Raw genomic sequence first — 17,517 nt, 5'->3', positions numbered from 1 at the left:
GGAGGAGAAACGTTATATGAGAGGAAAAAGAGGACTTTTAACAGGCCTAGTTATTTTATTAGTATTCGGTATATTTGCATTTCAGGGAGCCGATATAGAGACTTATGCAAAAGGTACAGCTTCGAAATGGACGGTAACTACGAGTAAAAAAACTTATGCTTATACAGGAAAGAAAATTAAACCTAAAGTTACAGTAAAGTATAAGGGGAAGAAATTAAAACCGAAGAATTATAAGATTACATATCCTAAAAATCCGGTCAAACCGGGTAAATATAAAATCAAAGTAACCTTAAAAGGCAAATATAAAGGTAAAAAAATAAAAGGAAGTAAGACGATAGAATATAGTGTAGCACTTCCTACTATAAAAGGTTTGAAAAGCACATTTTACAGAAATGATACTTATGGTGATACGTTAGATTTCGATTGGAATATGAACAGTGCTACTATGAAAATGGATGGGTATGAGCTTGAGGTAAGAAACAATGGAACCATAGGGGATAAGGTAACGAAAAAAAAGATAGAAACTTATTATAGCGGCTTCTATCTATATGTCAGTGAATATGGAATAACATATACATTCCGCATACGTACCTATAAAAAAATAGGCGGAAAAACATATTATTCCAAGTGGTCGAAGGTAACGAAAAAGATACCGATACCTGATTATCATATGACGACTAAAACAGTAAACGGAATAGATCTTGCTTACAAAACGGATGAGTTTCCTTTTTTTAAATATACAGATTATGCGAATTATAATGATGAAGCAAACAAAATCTCAAAGGATTTTGCACAGTGCTATTTCCCGATTTTTATTAAACAGAAGTTGAAAAACGATGTTGTAATTCATACAGAGTATAATGGAAAATGTGGATTTAACAGCTTTTCAAATACACAATATATCCCAGACAGAAAAAATGTCCAGATAGCGACAAACATATCGGTGGTATATTATGATGAAATGCCGGTGCGAGACAAAATGCAGCAGACGCTTTATAAGCAAGGATATATTGGGTATATACTTGTAAATGTAAGCTGTCTGCTAGATAAAAAACAATCCGTAGATGTGTATTTTGGTGATACGAAGGTTGTAACATTGGTGTCGAACGGATTTTCAAATTCTGTAGAATTTAACCGTAAAAAGTATTGGGAATATGATCCGTTTTTAGAGCCTGTGTATAACTATGATAGAGAGGTGCGTTTGAAAGGTATTTTAAAAGATGTTGCCCAATGCGCACCCGATATGACAGATTATGAAACATATACAGCACTTAATTATTGGATCGGTAGTCATAGTTATTCAGAGTATACATGCTGGGGTGCGTCAACGGTAGCAAATGCCATGACAGAACTTGGTTATCCCTATATAATATTGTCCTGTTCATATGATGGGGAAAATGGTTTTTATAATGATTATAGCCGGTATTATTCTGCTGCAAGTAAAAAGCCGCATAATGTAAGTGGAGGACATGTGGTGACACTGATTTTTATGGGGCAGGGTAAGTTTGTAGAATGTGAGGTTCAGGGGTATGCATCGGACAGTTCAGAATTTAAGTTTGATCCTACAGGCTGGCATAAACCAACTTATAGTACATTAACTTCTGCATCATGTAAGTTCGCTTTGAATGAATATAATACGATCGAAGAGTTAATGAAGGGTGATTATTATGTAGATATCAACAAGTATGATCCATATGACTGGCATACATGGTCCACTCATTTAGAGTAAAATGCAAAGTCGCCAGATACCTGTAGAAATGCAGGTGTCTGGCGACTTTGCAGTATTAAATAATATATTGTGGATGAAAAGAAATTTTCGGATGTACATTTATTTGGACATGATAGTTGCTAATATAAAGCCATGAAGACAGGAACATTCATGAGCAACAAGATATAATGAACGCAAAATTATTTGCTCGCAAGGATATTGATTTTGCGGAATGCATTGAGTGAGCTATGCTCACGATATAATATATGATCAGAAAGGAGTCGGTATATATGAAGGATATGTATTTTACAATTACAGGATGTAATCATTATCTGGGAAATGAATTTATGGAAAAGGGTATGAAGGTGAAATTGAAAAAGGAACCGGACAATGAGTTTGATTCAGAAGCAATTATGGTGCAGATCAAAGGCATTGGTAAATGTGGTTATGTTGCAAACAGTCCATTTACTGTCAAGGGTGAGTCTTCAAGTGCCGGTCGGTTGTATGACAGGATTGGTAAAACAGCCAAGGGCAAGATTATCGCAGTTATAGATGGCGGTGCAATTTGTAAGATTGTGGAGGATGGAATAAAATAATTTATGAGCAAAAGGCAGCTAATCAGAATTACCAAAGAAGCTATTATTTCATAGTCCCTAAAGCGCTGATTTCTGTCTTCCCTCCACCTTCTTCATATGTCTTACATACACGATAAACAGTGCACATCCGGTAAATATCCATGAAGCCGCATATACATTCAGCAGCCAGTCAAATGTTGACCGCAGGCGGAAGACTGTTCCAAGCCAGATCAAGCGGAAAACAACCGTTCCTAAGATGGTGAAGATTGCAGGTTCCACTGATTTGCCCATACCACGGAGAGCGGCACTTTCAACTTCGTAAGTAGTGGTTAGACCTTCCAATGAGCAGACATGATACATACGGATCAAAGCATAGGCAGCGACTGCTGTACTTTTTGTGTAGATCCCGACGAAAAAGTCACTCCATACGATAAAGATAACTGCGAGAATCTCTGTGAAGACAATGCCAAACAGCATATTTAACCAGAACACCTTCTTGCAGCGTTTGATGTTTCCTGCGCCATAGTTCTGGCTGGTGAAGGTGACCGTTGCCTGTGCAAATGCATTTGCAATGTCATAGGTAAAATATTCAAAATTAAGTGCAAGAGAAGAACCTGCAATCGCAAATTTGCCAAATGAATTAATACCACTCTGGATAAAAACATTCGAGATCGAGAAAATGGTTCCCTGGATACCGGATGGAATACCGATCTGAAGGATCTTGCGCAGATATGGGCGCACAATCTTCATCCGGTTGAACCGGAATGCAAACTCATCATCTCTGCGGTAAAGATATACCATGACCATAACAGCACTGATAACATTAGAGATTACAGTGGAAATGGCAACACCGGCAACACCCAGATGAAAGCAGATGACGAGGATCAGATTCAGGATGACATTTACGATACCGGAGATGATAAGGTAGAACATCGGTCGTCTGGTATCGCCGAAGCTTCGCAGAATGGCAGCTCCAAAATTATAAACGGTCATAAACGGAATGCTTAAGAAATAGATGCGGATATATAACAGTGCTTCGGCAAGAACACCGGACGGAGTACCGGATAATTCCAGAATGATCCGGGCAGAGGCAAAGCCGAGGATCATAAGCCCAAGTCCGAGGATTGTGCCAAATGTCAGGATCGTATGTACCATATCGTTGATCTTGTCACGCTGTTTCTGACCGATCAGATTAGCGAGGACGGCATTTGGTCCCACAGCCAGACCGACGATCAGGTTGACAAAGATGCCGACCAGAGCCACACAGCTTCCGACTGCAGCGAGCGCATTATCTCCGGCAAATCTGCCGACAACAGCGACATCTGCGGAGTTGAATAATTGCTGTAAAATGCTGCTGAATGCAAGCGGCAGTGAAAAAAGGATCAGCTTGCCAACCAATCCCCCGTTTAACATATCCATTTCTTTTGACTTTATCGTTTTCATATCTATAATCCCAAAGTAGTATTTTGAAATGTTTATTTCACACATTAGAAGCAGAATCTATTTAAACACCATCGACAAATGTCGTCAAGACGGATATTATAAAAAATATAAATTTTTCTGTAACGTTTTTCCGGGAGCGTTGTCATATAAGTGATGGGAGGTGAATAAGCAAATTGGTACCAATAGAAGAAATCTACAATAACTATTATACAGACTTGTATCGGTATGTTTTCGCGTTAAGCAAAAACGCGCATATAGCGGAAGATATTACGCAGGAGACATTTATGAAAGCCATAAAGGCAGTAGACCGATTCAAGGGTGACTGCGATATACGCGTGTGGTTGTGCCAGATTGCAAAGAATACTTACTTTACTTATGTGAAAAAACAGAAACGGGAAACGACTGAACCGGATGAGACACTGACAGAACGGGCCTCGGATCACGATTTTGTCAAAGATACTGTGGACAGGGAACAGGCGATGAAGATTCATCAACTGGTTCATAACCTGAGTGAACCGTATAAGGAAGTATTCAATCTGAGAGTATTTGGCGAACTGCCATTTCGGGAAATTGCAGTAATATTTGGAAAAACAGAGAGCTGGGCGCGAGTGACGTATCATCGTGCAAGGCTGTTGATCATGAATGAAATGGAGGAATTATCTTGAAAAAAGAATGTGAAATGATAAATGATCTGCTTCCTTTATATATAGATGGGGTTTGCAGCGAAGAAAGTAAAAAATTAGTAGAAGAACATATGAAGACCTGCGATTCTTGCAGAAAAACTGCGGAGCAGATGAAGTCAGACCTTGCCTTGCCGATGAAGGACAGTGCGGATGTAAAAGGATTTCGTAAATTTGTAAATAAAAAGGTCTGGGGACGGGCTTTGATCATTATTGTGATATTTGCTGTTTTGTGGGTAGTCGGTAACTGGGCGGTTACTTCACACTGGTCGGAGGTATGGCCGGAGATTGGTGCAGAGGGTATTCAGGAAAATGTGGAAGTGGTCGAGATGGATGGAGCGTTATATCTGCATCAGTCTGCTCTCTTAGGAAGCGGACAGATCGTGACGATCAGTACAGGAGAGGAACTGGAAAATGGAATTGTAAGATTTTATCTCGGTGAACAGGGACTGACTTCCCTTGATCCAACCGGTCAGAGCAGATCATGGCAATTGACAGAGAGCTATCATGCACTTGGTGGACACCGGGAAGGTGCCACTATATCATCAGCATTTGCATCCGGTGATGAGGAAGAGACAGAGAGTTTGCCAGTGATCCGGAAGGTAGTTTACTGTCATAAGGATGGAACAGAAGTAACTGTTTTATGGGAAGAAGGACAGGAGCCCAAGATTTTAGAGGCGCAGAAATAATTTCATATTTGGCGAAAGTCAGCATAGAAAGCGGTCTTTGAGAATAATTTTATTCTACAGACTGCTTTTTTCTATATTAGAAAAGTTTTCCTTGTAAAGTAAAACAAGGGGTGCACTTCATGGTAAAAAAGTTAATTGATTGGAAATTCCTATTGAAAATATAATATTAAATATTATTAATGTGATATTAATGTCAGATTTAACATTTTTTTCAAACGTTGTGATATACTGAAACAGATATTGGCAAAGACATGGTAAAGAAACAGTAAAAATGCTTCATGCATAAGGCAGTGAAATTGGAAATGAGGACGTATGGAGAGTAAGAAAAAATGGATATTTAATATAATTTTTTTGCTTCTGATCTTTGCAGCAACTCTTTATGGTGTGTTTCATGGCAAGGATATGGGGCGGATCATCGAAATAATTAAAACTGTGAACCCGTTTTGGTTGATTCCCGGCGTTATCTGTGTAATAATCTTCATATGGGGAGAATCTATCATTATTCATTATCTGATGCATTCACTTGGTATAAAGGTAAAGAAATGGACCTGCTTTTTATTTTCATCCGTTGGCTTTTTCTTTAGCTGCATTACTCCGTCTGCATCGGGTGGTCAGCCGGCACAGGTTTACTATATGAAGAAAGAAGATATACCGATTCCGATCTCAACGATGGTATTGTTGATCATAACCATTATCTATAAGATGGTACTGGTACTGCTTGGTATTGCATTGATGATCTTCGGGCAGGGATTTATACATCGGTATTTATCGGATGCAATCTTCTGGTTTTATCTCGGAATGGGATTAAATGTGGTGTGTGTAGCGATTATGGTTGTATTTGCATTTCATCCGAATTTTGCGAAGTCAATTATGATCAAAGGGCATATTTTGTTAGAAAGAATCCATATATTAAAACATAGAAAGTCAAGAGCAAAAAAGCTGGTTCAGTCGATGGATCAGTATCGGGGATCTGCTGTTTATTTGCAGGAAAATAAAAAGGTGCTGATCGTTGTATTCCTCATTACGATGGTGCAGCGGTTTGCGTTGTTTGCAGCAACCTGGTTCGTATATCTTGCATTTGGATTAAAAGGAACATCGGCGCTTACCGTGATACTTCTTCAGGGCTCAATCGCGGTTGCAGTTGATATGCTGCCGCTTCCGGGCGGAATGGGAATCAGTGAGAAGATATTCCTTGATATCTTCCTTCCGGTATTTGGAAGTATGCTTCTCCTTCCGGGTATGGTATTGTCCCGTGGACTGGGGTATTATACGGAACTGATCCTCAGTGCGATATTTACGATTGTTGCAAATTTTACTATTGGAAGAAAAAAGAAAAGTGTGGTAGAGAAATGTTAGGTGTTTATGATTATACAGTAATTCTTACATATATCAGTCTGATGGTGTCCATCGGTGGTATGTTATTTTCGTTAAATGGCGACTGCCGGATGGCGCTTGTATGTCTGGCAATTTCCGGTTTGTGCGATATGTTTGATGGCAAGGTTGCACGGACCAAGAAAGATCGTACAGAGGTTGAAAAACGATTTGGAATCCAGATTGATTCTCTGGCGGATATTGTCTGCTTTGGAGTTTCACCGGCAATCCTTTGCTACCGCATGGGAATGCGTGGATTGACTGGTGTTGCGATCCTGTTATTCTATGTGCTGGCAGGCCTCATCCGTCTGGCATGGTTCAATGTTTCTGAGGAAGTCAGACAGGATGAGACAGAGGAAAAACGTAAATATTATCAGGGACTTCCGATCACATCTATGGCTGTGCTTCTGCCACTTCTGGCAGTATTTAAGCCGATGCTTGGCAAGCGGGAATTTATGCTCAGCCTTCATGCGCTGGTACTGCTGGTCGGTTTGCTGTTTATTACAAATTTCAAATTCCGTAAACCAAAGAACCGCACACTGGCGATCATCGTTTGCGTTGTAACGTTGGCTGTACTTCGGATGCTCCATATATGGTAGGAGAAGATTGGAGAAAAGAAAATGAGTATCATATATATAGATCGAAAAGGACATAAAAGACAGGGCGAGACCGGTCAGGATCGCCTGCTTGCATTTATCTATGGACATGCAGTGACGAGGTGTCTGATCCGTCCCTTTCTGTCACCGGTAGTGTCCCGCATAGGCGGGGCATTTTTGGATACCCGGATTTCAGGACTGGCAGTTCCGGGGTTTGTAAAGAAGAATGGCATTGATCTGTCCTTATATGAGAAACGGATATTTGATTCATATAATGATTTTTTCACTCGAAAGATCAGAGTAGAAGAACGACCGGTTAATCCGGATGCAAATGCGCTGGTTAGCCCAAGTGATGGAAAGGTCAGTGTGTATAAGATCCATGAAAACGGACATTTTCTTATTAAACACACCGAGTATACATTGGAACAGTTGTTGCAGGACAAGAAGCTGGCTAAGAGGTATCTGGACGGACATATTTATGTGATCCGATTGACGGTAGATGATTATCACAGGTATTGCTATGCAGCAGATGGAAGAAAATCCGAACAGCGTAAGATAGCAGGAATTCTGCATACGGTGAACCCGGTTGCAAATGATGTCTGTCCGATCTACAAGATGAATTCCAGAGAGTATTGTCTGATAAAGACGGAGCAGTTTGGAACGCTTCTTCAGATGGAAGTCGGGGCATTGATGGTTGGTAAGATCAGTAATAATCAGCAAGGCTTGGGATTTGTTCATAAGGGTGTTGAAAAAGGACGATTTGAATTCGGCGGTTCAACGATCATTCTGTTGACACAGAAGAATGTCGTGATACCGGATCGGGATTTATTGGAACATACCGGATCAGGAATGGAAACACTGGTGAAAATGGGAGAGCAGATCGGACGATCAGCGAACCGTTTGGATGCATAATTGGATATGCAGATATATATCGAAAGAATAGTCAGGTGATCATAATTGAAACCAAGATCAGAAGCAAGTAAAAACCTATATCAGATGATGCTTGACCGGGGCTATCCGGTGGAATTCTGCGAGGTTATAACACAGAATCTGAATACAGATTTTACAGCCGGTCGTATGATCGGCTATTTGTCACATTATCAGACACTTCCCATGGAGGAGATCGTAGATGAGATGCTCGCGATCCTTACAGACCGCAACCGCATCATGCAGAAAAAAGAACTGGAGCGTAACAACGCCAAGTGGAATGAATACCTGGCAAATGGCATTCCTAATGACGAGGAGTAATGCCGAGATTCAAGTATTTTATATTTACAATAATACCCCTATTGATATAACATGAACGAGATTTCGTTGTGAGAATGCACATTGCCAGTAAATGCGGGTGCATGTTTGAGCCCAAAGGGCGAGTTTGCACAGGAGCATTTACGAATCAGGCATGTGCATCGAACAGAAATCGTAGTGTGTTATTCAATAGGGGTATTGTTGTAAATAGAAGTATCTGAATCTCGCATTATCCCTGTTTTAGCCGATTCCGCCTAATGCGATTCCAAGTATTAAAACCAGAATGCAGATAGGGCAATAGACATATTTACAGATTGGCAGGAATTTGTCTGTGAACTTCTTTTCACGTCCAAGGTTTACCTGCTCCTCTACATATTTCTTACCGCATACCCAGAAAAACATGATTCCGGCAAGTCCTGCACCAAGCGGGCAGATATAGATGGACAGAACATCCATCCAGCCGGATACGATTCCCTGAATACAGATGGATACGATCACGCCGATTCCTGCGATCACACCACAGGATAATTTACGATTTAATCCAAGCTTTTCCTGAATCGTTGCGATCGGAGCTTCGTATAGATTGATCAATGAGGACAAGCCTGCAAAGAATACTGCAACGAAGAAGATCATGGCGATGATATGTCCTCCCGGCATAGATTTGAACAGGGCAGGCAGATAGATGAACATAAGTCCGGGACCACCCTGGTCTAACTGTGCACCGGTCGTTGCCATAACCGGAATGATAACGAGGGCGGCAAGTAATGCAGCAATCGTATCAAATAAAGCAACCTGTCCGGCAGCTTCCGGTATATTTTCTTCGTCCGGCAGATAAGAGCCATAGATCAGTGTCCCATTTCCTGCAACAGACAGGGAGAAAAATGCCTGACCAAGTGCGTAGATCCATGTCTTTGGATCGGCGAGAACCTTTGGCTCGATCCGGAAGATATATTTATATCCTTCGGCAGCACCCGGCTGGCAGGCGGTATAGATCGCAAGAATGATAAACAGGATAAAGAACAGAGGCATCAGGATCTTATTTGCCTTTTCGATTCCGTTTCCGATACCAAACATCAGAATGATAATGCCGACAGCGAGTGCAATGATCTGCCATAGGTTATTGCCGAATGCAGAAGCGGTTGAGCCAAATGCGGCACCAAAGGATTCCACATTTTCCGGTGCAAGTGTTGAACCGGTAAATGCACCGATCATATATTTTAAGATCCAGCCCATTACGACAGTATAGCCGATTGCCATGGCAAGCGCGCCAAGTACCGGTATAAATCCAAGGATTTCGCCAAGCTTTCGTTTGCCCTTTGTTCCACAGGCATAGCCAAAAGCGTCGACCGGACCGGATTTCGTAGCACGGCCGAAACTCATTTCGCCGATAACACCGGTGAATCCGATCAGGATAACGAATATGAAGTAAGGGATCAGATAAGAGCCTCCGCCATAGAGGGATACTCTGGTTGGGAACATCCAGATATTACCCATGCCGACCGCTGAGCCGATACAGGCGAGGACAAATCCCCATTTGTTGTTAAATGATTCACGTTTTTTCATCTTTTGATAACTCCTCCAAACAAATTACATACCCATATACTATACAGGAAAATGTGGGATTACGCCAGCAGACTTTTCAAAAGTTTTCATGGTGTGGCAGAAAAGAATGTTGTTATTGTCATATTACCGTAGAATTTATATAATGAAAAAGGATGAGAAAATTCTCTGGGATGCACGAATTATCCCAACTGCAGATATACAAAAAAGATGAAATGACAGGAGGAAATACATGAAGATAAGAGATATTATAGGGCAGGAGAAAGCAACATTGTCATTTGAGGTTTTTCCACCGAAGAAGGATACAGATTTTGCAAGTGTGGAAGCTGCGGCACTTGGAATTGCGGCATTACGGCCGAGTTATATGAGTGTTACATATGGAGCGGGTGGCAGCACAAAAGGACATACGATCAAGCTTGCAAATGAGATTCAAGAAAAATACGGAGTTCCGACGATTGCGCATCTGACCTGTGTATGCGCAAATAAAGACAGCATCCGGACAGCACTTTCTGAAATGAAAAATGCAGGGATTGAAAATATCCTGGCACTTCGTGGGGATATTCCAAAGAATTATGATGGACAGGTATTTACTGATTTTGCTCACGCATCGGAGCTGGTAAAATTAATAAAAGAGAGCGGAGACTTCTGTGTGGGCGGAGCTTGTTATCCGGAGGTTCATCCGGATTCTGCAAACAAGCAGGATGATATTGCAAACCTGAAAAAGAAAGTGGAAGCGGGATGTGAATATCTGACTACACAGATGTTTTTTGATAACAATATTTTCTTTAATTTCATGTATCGTATCAGAGAAGCAGGGATTGCTGTGCCGGTGATTCCGGGAATCATGCCGATCACGAAGCGGGTTCAGGTGAAAAATGCCGTCAAATTATCCGGCTGCAATGTGCCAGAACGTTTCAAGAATATTGTTGACCGGTTTGGAGATACCGAAGCTGCAATGAAGCAGGCAGGTATTGCTTATGCGACTGATCAGATCATAGATCTTCTGGCAAATGGCGTAAAGCACATTCATGTATATTCCATGAACAAGCCGGAGGTGGCAGCAGGAATTCAGGCAAATCTGTCTGATATTTTGCTGGTTTAAAAGATGTACGATTTTTTGTGCATATAAAACTGTAATATAAAGCCATAAACGGGTTGACTGTATAAAAATACAGGAAATTCAAAGAAAATCGGAACTTTATAGGACAGAACAAATGTACAGGAGATCGGAATTATGATAAAAGGATATTTTGTAACGGAAGGTTATATGGGATATGTAGATGGAAGATACCAGCTTTTTGCGGATGAAACAGATTATATTGAATACATGGAAGAATAGAATCTGGAAGCGTCATTCTTGCAGAGACATTTCTGTATAATCAGCTACTCACTATATATAACTCGCTGTGGTTTCTATTCCATGCACATGCCTGATTCGTAAATGCTCCTGTGCAACTCGCCTTCGGCTCATACAAGCACTCGCATTTACTGGCAATGTGCATGTCATAACGAAATCCTCGCTGATGTTATATTATAGTGAATAGCTGGTTATACGGAAATGCTTTTGCAAGAATGCCGCTTTTTATAATTCTTTTATAATTGAACCATTGTTTTATGCGAATGCTAATAGTAACATGTGTAGTATATGAAAATAATAAGAATATAATTTTGAACTTGATGAGTGCAAGATTGCAAAATTGAGAAAACAGGAAAGGATGATGGTTATAGATGTGTACAGCAGCGACGTATAAAACGAAGGATTTTTATTTTGGCAGAACGTTAGATTATGAATTTTCTTATGGGGATGAGATTACGGTGACACCGAGAAAGTTCCCGTTTGAGTTTCGTCATATGGGAAAGAGGTATTCTCATTATGCGATCATTGGCATGGCGCATGTGGCAGGTGGATATCCGCTTTATTATGATGCGATCAATGAAAAGGGTGTTGGTATGGCGGGACTTAATTTTGTTGGAAATGCAGTTTATCAGGCAGTAGAAGCTGGTAGGGATAATGTTGCACAGTTTGAATTTATCCCGTGGATACTTGGACAGTGTGCGGATCTGGACGAGGTACGGGCATTGCTTGACCGGATGAATCTGGTCGGAACACCTTTCAGCGAACAGCTTCCATCGGCACAGTTACACTGGATCATAGCAGATCGAAATGCTGCGATCACAGTTGAGTGTATGGCGGATGGAATGCATATACATGAGAATCCGGTCGGAGTTCTCACGAACAATCCACCATTTGAGACACAGATGTTTTTATTGAATAATTATCAGGGCTTATCTCCGAAGCAGCCGGAAAATACTTTCGCAGAGCAGCTGCAGTTACAGTCTTACAGCAGGGGCATGGGTGCACTTGGTTTGCCGGGTGATCTGTCGTCAGCGTCACGATTTGCGAAGGTCGCATTTACAAAAATGAATTCGAAATCTGGCGACAGCGAGGCGGAGAGTATCAGCCAGTTCTTCCATATTCTCGGATCGGTCGATCAGCAGCGTGGATGCTGTGAAGTGGCAGATGGCAAATATGAGATCACACTCTATACTTCCTGCTGTAATGCAGATAAAGGAATTTATTATTATACAACATACGACAACCACCAGATCACAGGTGTGGATATGCACCATTGTGATCTGGACGGTTCCGAGCTTTTTAGATATCCACTGGTTCAGGGAGAACAGATCCACTGGATGAATTGATATACCTATTTGGTAGAATGTAAACTGGTGAGAGGAAAAATGTCATAAGGACATTGCGAGGTGAAAACACGGAATGAATTATTATATCAGTGATCTGCATTTCTGCTGTGCCAGTCAGCTTGCAGGCAGCGGAAGCGGATATGATGAGAGAGATTATAAGACACTGGAAGAAATGCATGCCGATATGCTTGCCAGATGGAACCGGAAGGTGACAAATGGTGATACGGTCTATATCCTTGGCGACCTCAGTAAGCGGGGAAAAAGTGAAGAATTGATTGCACTCGTTGCGCAGTTAAAAGGACATAAGATTCTTGTGCATGGGAACCATGATGATCTGTCAGATTACAGGCTCCGGCAGTTATTTGAGGAGGTTTGTAATTACAAAGAGATTACAGACAACATTCGAGGAAATGCATATAAGCTGGTGCTTTGTCATTATCCAATCCTGTTCTGGAATGGTCAGCATAGAGGGAATATCCTGTTGTATGGGCATACACACCGATCCCCGGAGGATGTGTTTTTTCAGGACTGCATAAAGCGGCTGAATGAACGCAAGGATCTTCATGAGGAAGACCAGGATTTCCTGGCGATCAATGTCGGTTGTATGCAACCGTATATGAATTATGAGCCACAGTCATTGAAGGAACTGTTAGAAGCAAGAGGAATCGAGATCCCGGAAAAAAAGAAAAAAGGAAGGTAATTTCAGATGAAAAGTACATTAATTAAAGACACAACAAAATCAGAACGAATTGCACTTGTAAAACAGTGGGAGGAAGAAGAAGGCTGTGAGAATTCCGGTATGAATTTGATGGAATATTTCAGAGATTACATTGATGGCAAGAAAGAAATTGCAGAAGTAAATGCTGCATTTCGCACAAATTATGTAGTAGAAACACCGGAGACAGAAGAAAAGCCTATGTGTGGCATGGGCGGAAGAAGATTTTAAGTGTATAATTATTATTCTTATCAAAATGACCGGAACGGCAAAAAAATAAAAATTTGCCGCTCTGGTCATTGCCTTTTATTATAAAAGATGTTATCCTATTAATGACTATATCGGCAAAAAAATAAAAATTTGCCGAACGAGACAATGAAACGGTTAGAAAAAGAGGAAAGGAGGATTCCAATTACAGATTGGATTGTATGGAAGAATGAAAAATATGGATTTATTGATAAGAATACCTGATGGAATAATATCAAGAAAAGAATTGATGCAGCTTGTGATTGAGGTACAACCGGAGTTTCGTGAAGGACAGATGAAGCGATTAATAGAATATTGGATTCGAATGTCAGAGATAGAAAGAGTTGGTCGTGATAAATACAAGAAGTGTACATCAGGAGAACATCTGAAAAAATATACAAATATCTATACAGACAGATCAAAAAAAATAATAGATGAGATGGAGCAGAAATTTCCATTGGTGGATTATAGAATATGGGAACTTCGATGGTTGAATGAATTTTTTAATCATCAGGTAGGATATAATTATATTTTTTTAGAAGTTGAACATACAGGATGTGAATTTGTGTTTGATCAGTTAATAGTTGAAAATAAAAAGATTCTTTTTAAGCCAAGTGTAGAAGATGTATTGCGTTATGCAACATATGAAACAATATTGCTAGATCGTCTTGTCAGTGAGTCTCCGAAAGGGGAAAGTTCGGCGTATGGTCTTTCACTGGAAAAGCTGGTAGTTGATTTGTTTGCCAATAAAAAATTGAAGCAGATGCTTTCATTTTCTGATTATCCACAGGCCTTGGAAAATATGTTTTCCATGTACAAAATTGATGAAACAAAGTTATTTCGATATGCACGGAGGCGTAATAAAGAAATTGAAATTCGGGATTTTATAAAAGATAACACGAACATACAACTGATTGTATAGGAGATTGGATGCTTACAAAGGATAATTATACATTAGAACATATAAATGAATTGAGAAAAAATAAAAATACGGATACTTTTATTTTAGAGAGAAGCATCTATGCGTTTGGTTTGCTGGAGGCTCTTTGCAAGGTAAAGATGCCGTTTATATTTAAGGGTGGAACCAGTTTAATGTTGTTACTTGAACATCCAAGAAGATTATCGACAGATGTTGATATAATCGTTCCACAAGGAACGGATGTGGAAAGTTATTTGAAGAAAGTAAAAGATGTCTTTCCTTTTGAGAAAGTCGTGCAACAGGAGAGAATTGGAAAAAATGGTATCGCAAAGAAACACTATAAATTTTATTATAAATCTCCGGTGAAAAATGATACTTTGTTTTATATACTTTTAGATATCCTCTTTGAAGAGAATCATTATGCAAGGATTGTAAGTAAACCTATTAAAAATGATCTTTTAAATACACAGGGGGAAGATTTAGAAGTTGTATTGCCATCGGTAGATTGTATTCTGGGTGATAAATTAACAGCATTTGCGCCACATACGACGGGTATACCATTGGGAATAGGAAAAGAACTTGAGATAATCAAACAAATGTATGATGTAGCTGCGTTGATCGATGTATTTGATGATTTTGAAGATGTTTATAATTCTTATATGGCTATCGTTGAAACGGAGATAAATTATAGAGGGTTAGATATATCGGCAAATGAGGTATTAATGGATACAATAGATACTGCTGCCTGTATTGCTGGCAGAGGACAGATCGGTAATGAATATCCAATGTATCTGGCAGGAATAAAAAGTATTTCCACACATATATATGATGAAAGATATTCTGCTGAGAAGGCGGTGCAATCTGCCTGTAAAACAATGTATCTTGCTGCTTGTATTTTGCGAAAATCAAATTTTGAAAAAGTTATAGACTGTAATTTATATCTGGATTGTAATATAGGTAAATCAAACTATTCGAAGCTCTCAAAATTACGAAAGTTTAATGCAGAAGCATTTGCATATGTGGTAAAAACGGTAGAATTGTTGGAAAAATAAAAACATCGAGAGGAGCAATATCCGATGGCAGCAAATAAATGGAAACGGGAAGAAAATGGTAATGCTGTTTTGCAGGATATTGTGATAGAATGATAGAAATAAAATACAAAAACGCAACAGGATGGAATGAGTTTATGCAGAATGTATATAAGCAGATCGCGGACAATTTGATCGCATGGTATCCGGAACATGCCAGAGATCTTCCATGGAGAAAAGATAAAGAACCGTATCATGTATGGTTGTCGGAGATCATGCTGCAGCAGACGAGAGTGGAAGCAGTAAAAGAATATTACAGAACGTTTTTGCAGGAGCTTCCGACGATCGAGGCGCTGGCAGAGGTAGATGATGACCGCCTGATGAAACTTTGGGAAGGACTTGGATATTATAACCGTGCAAGAAATCTGAAAAAGGCAGCAGGAGAAGTGGTGATAGAATGGCAGGGAAACTTCCCTGCAGAATACGATGAGATCCTGAGCCTGCCGGGAATCGGAGAATATACGGCGGGAGCAATCGGCTCGATCTGCTTTGATCTGCCCACTCCTGCAGTGGACGGAAATGTCCTCCGGGTATATACCAGAGTGATGGAAGATCCGTCAAATATCGACAAGCAGGCAGTAAAGAAGAAAATCCGGGAGGAACTTCTGCAGGTGTACCGGTATGGACATTGCGATATGCTGACACAGAGTCTGATGGAGGTTGGAGCAACAATCTGTCTGCCAAATGGTGCGCCAAAATGTGAGGTGTGTCCACTACAGGAATTGTGTAAAGCTCATAAGCATGATTCCTGGCAGCAGTATCCGGTTCGTGAAGCAAAGAAGAAACGGAAAGTGGAAGAAAAAGCGGTGCTGATGCTTCGGTATGAAGATAAGGTTGCGATACGGAAGCGGACAGAGAAAGGGTTGTTACATGGATTGTGGGAATTCCCGAATCTTCCCGGAAGCTACAGCACACAGGAGATCCTTTCGTATGTAACGTCAAAAAATCTCCACCCAAAAGAAATCTGGATGGAGACAACATATACACATATTTTTTCCCATGTAGAATGGCATATGAAAGCCTTTTATATGGAATGTATGGAACAGCAGGCGAAAGATCTTCGTTGGGTTACATTAGAAGAGCTGAAGCAGGAGATTGCGATTCCGTCAGCATTTGCACCGTTTAAAGATCTTTTAAATTCCGGTGTCTGATGACCGGGCGTTAATAAAATCCAGAAGCAGACGTTTTACCTGAGTATATTTCTTTTCCGGGATTGGGATTACAAAGCCATCGGACATTGTAAGTTTAAAACGTTCAATTGATGATGCGAAATCAGGATTGATCAAATAACTCTGGTGGCAACGCAGGAAATAATCCGGGAAGCGTTTTTCCAGAGAAAGCAGACTTTCTGTAATCTCGTAGGAATTGGAGGTTGTATGGGTATTGGAGTGTCTGCCATGGGATTCTATGTACAGGATCTGATTCCGATTCAGAAAAAGCAGAGATTTATCTGTACCCTTAAACGACAAACGTTCCGAGCGGGATACGCCGGCAAGCGGCATTCCGCGGAATTTGGAATCGTAATGCACCGGATAGATGGTATCTCGTTCATCGTAAGAGATAGCATTTGAGATATGGCAGAGCCGAATCTGAGGAACTTCGTTGTTCATGATCCAGGACAGATGAATCCTCTGATTAACCCGATTCATGCTGTTATCAGGCCATATCGTATCAACCATAAAGAACATAATGATCTCAACTACCCGGTTGCTGGTCGTAGCAAGAGGAGTAATAACCAGATCATGAAGAACAAATTTTAATTTGTGCTGTTCAGACAGAAATGTGTTGACCAGTACTTTTTTTGTGCGAATTACCTGTTTTTCGGCAGGACCGATCCACAGAACATCTTCATGGCATGCATCGAGAAATGGCGTAATGTTGTTGTCATAATATTGTGTCAATATCTCGCCGGAAAGAGAAACAAAATCCTGAATTGTCATGGGGTGCTCCTTTCTTTTTTTCTATTTTAATCAGAACTA

General features: G+C 40.5%; 18 protein-coding genes. 15 read left to right on the top strand and 3 right to left on the bottom strand.

Features of this window, described 5'->3' with window-relative positions; genetic code table 11:
* Positions 1-16: 16 nt before the first annotated feature.
* Positions 17-1,729 carry a hypothetical protein gene (locus tag OCV60_RS09540; RefSeq protein ID WP_262530081.1) on the top strand — a complete coding sequence of 571 codons (1,713 nt, stop codon included), beginning with the start codon at positions 17-19 and terminating at the stop codon, positions 1,727-1,729.
* Between the two features lie 269 nt (positions 1,730-1,998).
* Positions 1,999-2,304, top strand: coding sequence for an HIRAN domain-containing protein (locus OCV60_RS09535; RefSeq protein WP_117822180.1), 306 nt, complete (start codon positions 1,999-2,001; stop codon positions 2,302-2,304).
* 57 nt (positions 2,305-2,361) lie between these two features.
* Here the strand turns inward: OCV60_RS09535 and OCV60_RS09530 are convergent, their stop codons facing one another.
* Entirely contained in the window at positions 2,362-3,726 is a 1,365-nt protein-coding gene (locus OCV60_RS09530; RefSeq protein WP_186847391.1) for an MATE family efflux transporter, read from the bottom strand.
* A 173-nt stretch (positions 3,727-3,899) separates the two neighbouring features.
* On the opposite strand from OCV60_RS09530, the gene OCV60_RS09525 reads away from it, so the two are divergent.
* From OCV60_RS09525 to OCV60_RS09500, 6 genes are all read left to right on the top strand, one after another.
* Positions 3,900-4,391: an RNA polymerase sigma factor gene (locus tag OCV60_RS09525; protein ID WP_118484374.1), complete on the top strand. Its 492-nt coding sequence runs from the start codon at positions 3,900-3,902 to the stop codon at positions 4,389-4,391.
* Complete coding sequence (locus OCV60_RS09520; RefSeq protein ID WP_262530080.1) at positions 4,388-5,095, top strand: zf-HC2 domain-containing protein; 708 nt, start codon at positions 4,388-4,390, stop codon at positions 5,093-5,095. Before OCV60_RS09525 ends, OCV60_RS09520 begins: the two co-directional genes overlap by 4 nt.
* A 312-nt stretch (positions 5,096-5,407) precedes the next feature.
* Complete coding sequence (locus OCV60_RS09515) at positions 5,408-6,451, top strand: lysylphosphatidylglycerol synthase transmembrane domain-containing protein (protein WP_262530079.1); 1,044 nt, start codon at positions 5,408-5,410, stop codon at positions 6,449-6,451.
* Positions 6,445-7,065 carry a CDP-alcohol phosphatidyltransferase family protein gene (locus OCV60_RS09510; protein WP_118674800.1) on the top strand — a complete coding sequence of 207 codons (621 nt, stop codon included), beginning with the start codon at positions 6,445-6,447 and terminating at the stop codon, positions 7,063-7,065. The genes OCV60_RS09515 and OCV60_RS09510 overlap by 7 nt, the downstream gene beginning before the upstream one ends.
* Positions 7,066-7,086: 21 nt before the next feature.
* Positions 7,087-7,974 (top strand): phosphatidylserine decarboxylase, encoded by an 888-nt coding sequence (locus OCV60_RS09505; RefSeq protein WP_173788882.1) that lies wholly within the window; start codon positions 7,087-7,089, stop codon positions 7,972-7,974.
* 45 nt (positions 7,975-8,019) lie between these two features.
* Positions 8,020-8,310, top strand: coding sequence for a hypothetical protein (locus tag OCV60_RS09500; protein ID WP_118674796.1), 291 nt, complete (start codon positions 8,020-8,022; stop codon positions 8,308-8,310).
* A gap of 237 nt (positions 8,311-8,547) precedes the next feature.
* Here the strand turns inward: OCV60_RS09500 and OCV60_RS09495 are convergent, their stop codons facing one another.
* A complete protein-coding gene (locus OCV60_RS09495) occupies positions 8,548-9,870 on the bottom strand; it encodes a sodium-dependent transporter (protein ID WP_173788883.1) in 1,323 nt (440 codons plus the stop codon).
* A gap of 229 nt (positions 9,871-10,099) precedes the next feature.
* Between OCV60_RS09495 and metF the strand changes: the two genes are divergently transcribed.
* From metF to mutY, 7 genes are all read left to right on the top strand, one after another.
* Positions 10,100-10,969, top strand: a complete 870-nt coding sequence (metF, locus tag OCV60_RS09490; protein ID WP_021943305.1) for a methylenetetrahydrofolate reductase [NAD(P)H] — start codon at positions 10,100-10,102, stop codon at positions 10,967-10,969.
* 626 nt (positions 10,970-11,595) lie between these two features.
* Positions 11,596-12,570, top strand: a complete 975-nt coding sequence (gene bsh, locus OCV60_RS09485) for a choloylglycine hydrolase (RefSeq protein ID WP_021943306.1) — start codon at positions 11,596-11,598, stop codon at positions 12,568-12,570.
* 73 nt (positions 12,571-12,643) lie between these two features.
* Positions 12,644-13,270, top strand: a complete 627-nt coding sequence (locus OCV60_RS09480) for a metallophosphoesterase (protein ID WP_262530078.1) — start codon at positions 12,644-12,646, stop codon at positions 13,268-13,270.
* A 6-nt stretch (positions 13,271-13,276) separates the two neighbouring features.
* Entirely contained in the window at positions 13,277-13,516 is a 240-nt protein-coding gene (locus tag OCV60_RS09475) for a hypothetical protein (RefSeq protein WP_008399828.1), read from the top strand.
* 214 nt (positions 13,517-13,730) lie between these two features.
* Positions 13,731-14,453 (top strand): DUF6577 family protein, encoded by a 723-nt coding sequence (locus OCV60_RS09470; RefSeq protein WP_262530077.1) that lies wholly within the window; start codon positions 13,731-13,733, stop codon positions 14,451-14,453.
* Positions 14,454-14,461: 8 nt separating this feature from the next.
* Positions 14,462-15,502: a nucleotidyl transferase AbiEii/AbiGii toxin family protein gene (locus OCV60_RS09465; RefSeq protein ID WP_021943310.1), complete on the top strand. Its 1,041-nt coding sequence runs from the start codon at positions 14,462-14,464 to the stop codon at positions 15,500-15,502.
* 89 nt (positions 15,503-15,591) lie between these two features.
* On the top strand, positions 15,592-16,689 hold the full coding sequence (mutY, locus tag OCV60_RS09460; RefSeq protein ID WP_118484451.1) for an A/G-specific adenine glycosylase: 1,098 nt from the start codon (positions 15,592-15,594) through the stop codon (positions 16,687-16,689).
* On the opposite strand, the gene OCV60_RS09455 is transcribed toward mutY, so the two are convergent.
* On the bottom strand, positions 16,672-17,478 hold the full coding sequence (locus OCV60_RS09455) for a LytR/AlgR family response regulator transcription factor (RefSeq protein WP_262530076.1): 807 nt from the start codon (positions 17,476-17,478) through the stop codon (positions 16,672-16,674). The two genes, mutY and OCV60_RS09455, sit on opposite strands and share 18 nt — an antisense overlap.
* Positions 17,479-17,517: the final 39 nt, after the last annotated feature.

It is taken from the genome of Coprococcus ammoniilyticus (assembly GCF_025567345.1).
Classification (GTDB): Bacteria; Bacillota; Clostridia; order Lachnospirales; family Lachnospiraceae; genus Coprococcus; species Coprococcus ammoniilyticus.
The sequence above is the reverse complement of the archived record's forward strand: the minus strand, read 5'-3'. Positions and strand labels throughout refer to the sequence as shown.

Excerpts from the sequence above, each read along its gene's own strand:
- OCV60_RS09540 (WP_262530081.1), top strand. The coding sequence starts at position 17 with ATGAGAGGAAAAAGAGGACTTTTAACAGGCCTAGTTATTTTATTAGTA.
- OCV60_RS09535 (WP_117822180.1), top strand. The coding sequence starts at position 1,999 with ATGAAGGATATGTATTTTACAATTACAGGATGTAATCATTATCTGGGA.
- OCV60_RS09530 (WP_186847391.1), bottom strand. The coding sequence starts at position 3,726 with ATGAAAACGATAAAGTCAAAAGAAATGGATATGTTAAACGGGGGATTG.
- OCV60_RS09515 (WP_262530079.1), top strand. The coding sequence starts at position 5,408 with ATGGAGAGTAAGAAAAAATGGATATTTAATATAATTTTTTTGCTTCTG.
- OCV60_RS09510 (WP_118674800.1), top strand. The coding sequence starts at position 6,445 with ATGTTAGGTGTTTATGATTATACAGTAATTCTTACATATATCAGTCTG.
- OCV60_RS09505 (WP_173788882.1), top strand. The coding sequence starts at position 7,087 with ATGAGTATCATATATATAGATCGAAAAGGACATAAAAGACAGGGCGAG.
- OCV60_RS09495 (WP_173788883.1), bottom strand. The coding sequence starts at position 9,870 with ATGAAAAAACGTGAATCATTTAACAACAAATGGGGATTTGTCCTCGCC.
- metF (WP_021943305.1), top strand. The coding sequence starts at position 10,100 with ATGAAGATAAGAGATATTATAGGGCAGGAGAAAGCAACATTGTCATTT.
- bsh (WP_021943306.1), top strand. The coding sequence starts at position 11,596 with ATGTGTACAGCAGCGACGTATAAAACGAAGGATTTTTATTTTGGCAGA.
- OCV60_RS09480 (WP_262530078.1), top strand. The coding sequence starts at position 12,644 with ATGAATTATTATATCAGTGATCTGCATTTCTGCTGTGCCAGTCAGCTT.
- OCV60_RS09475 (WP_008399828.1), top strand. The coding sequence starts at position 13,277 with ATGAAAAGTACATTAATTAAAGACACAACAAAATCAGAACGAATTGCA.
- OCV60_RS09470 (WP_262530077.1), top strand. The coding sequence starts at position 13,731 with ATGGATTTATTGATAAGAATACCTGATGGAATAATATCAAGAAAAGAA.
- OCV60_RS09465 (WP_021943310.1), top strand. The coding sequence starts at position 14,462 with ATGCTTACAAAGGATAATTATACATTAGAACATATAAATGAATTGAGA.
- mutY (WP_118484451.1), top strand. The coding sequence starts at position 15,592 with ATGATAGAAATAAAATACAAAAACGCAACAGGATGGAATGAGTTTATG.
- OCV60_RS09455 (WP_262530076.1), bottom strand. The coding sequence starts at position 17,478 with ATGACAATTCAGGATTTTGTTTCTCTTTCCGGCGAGATATTGACACAA.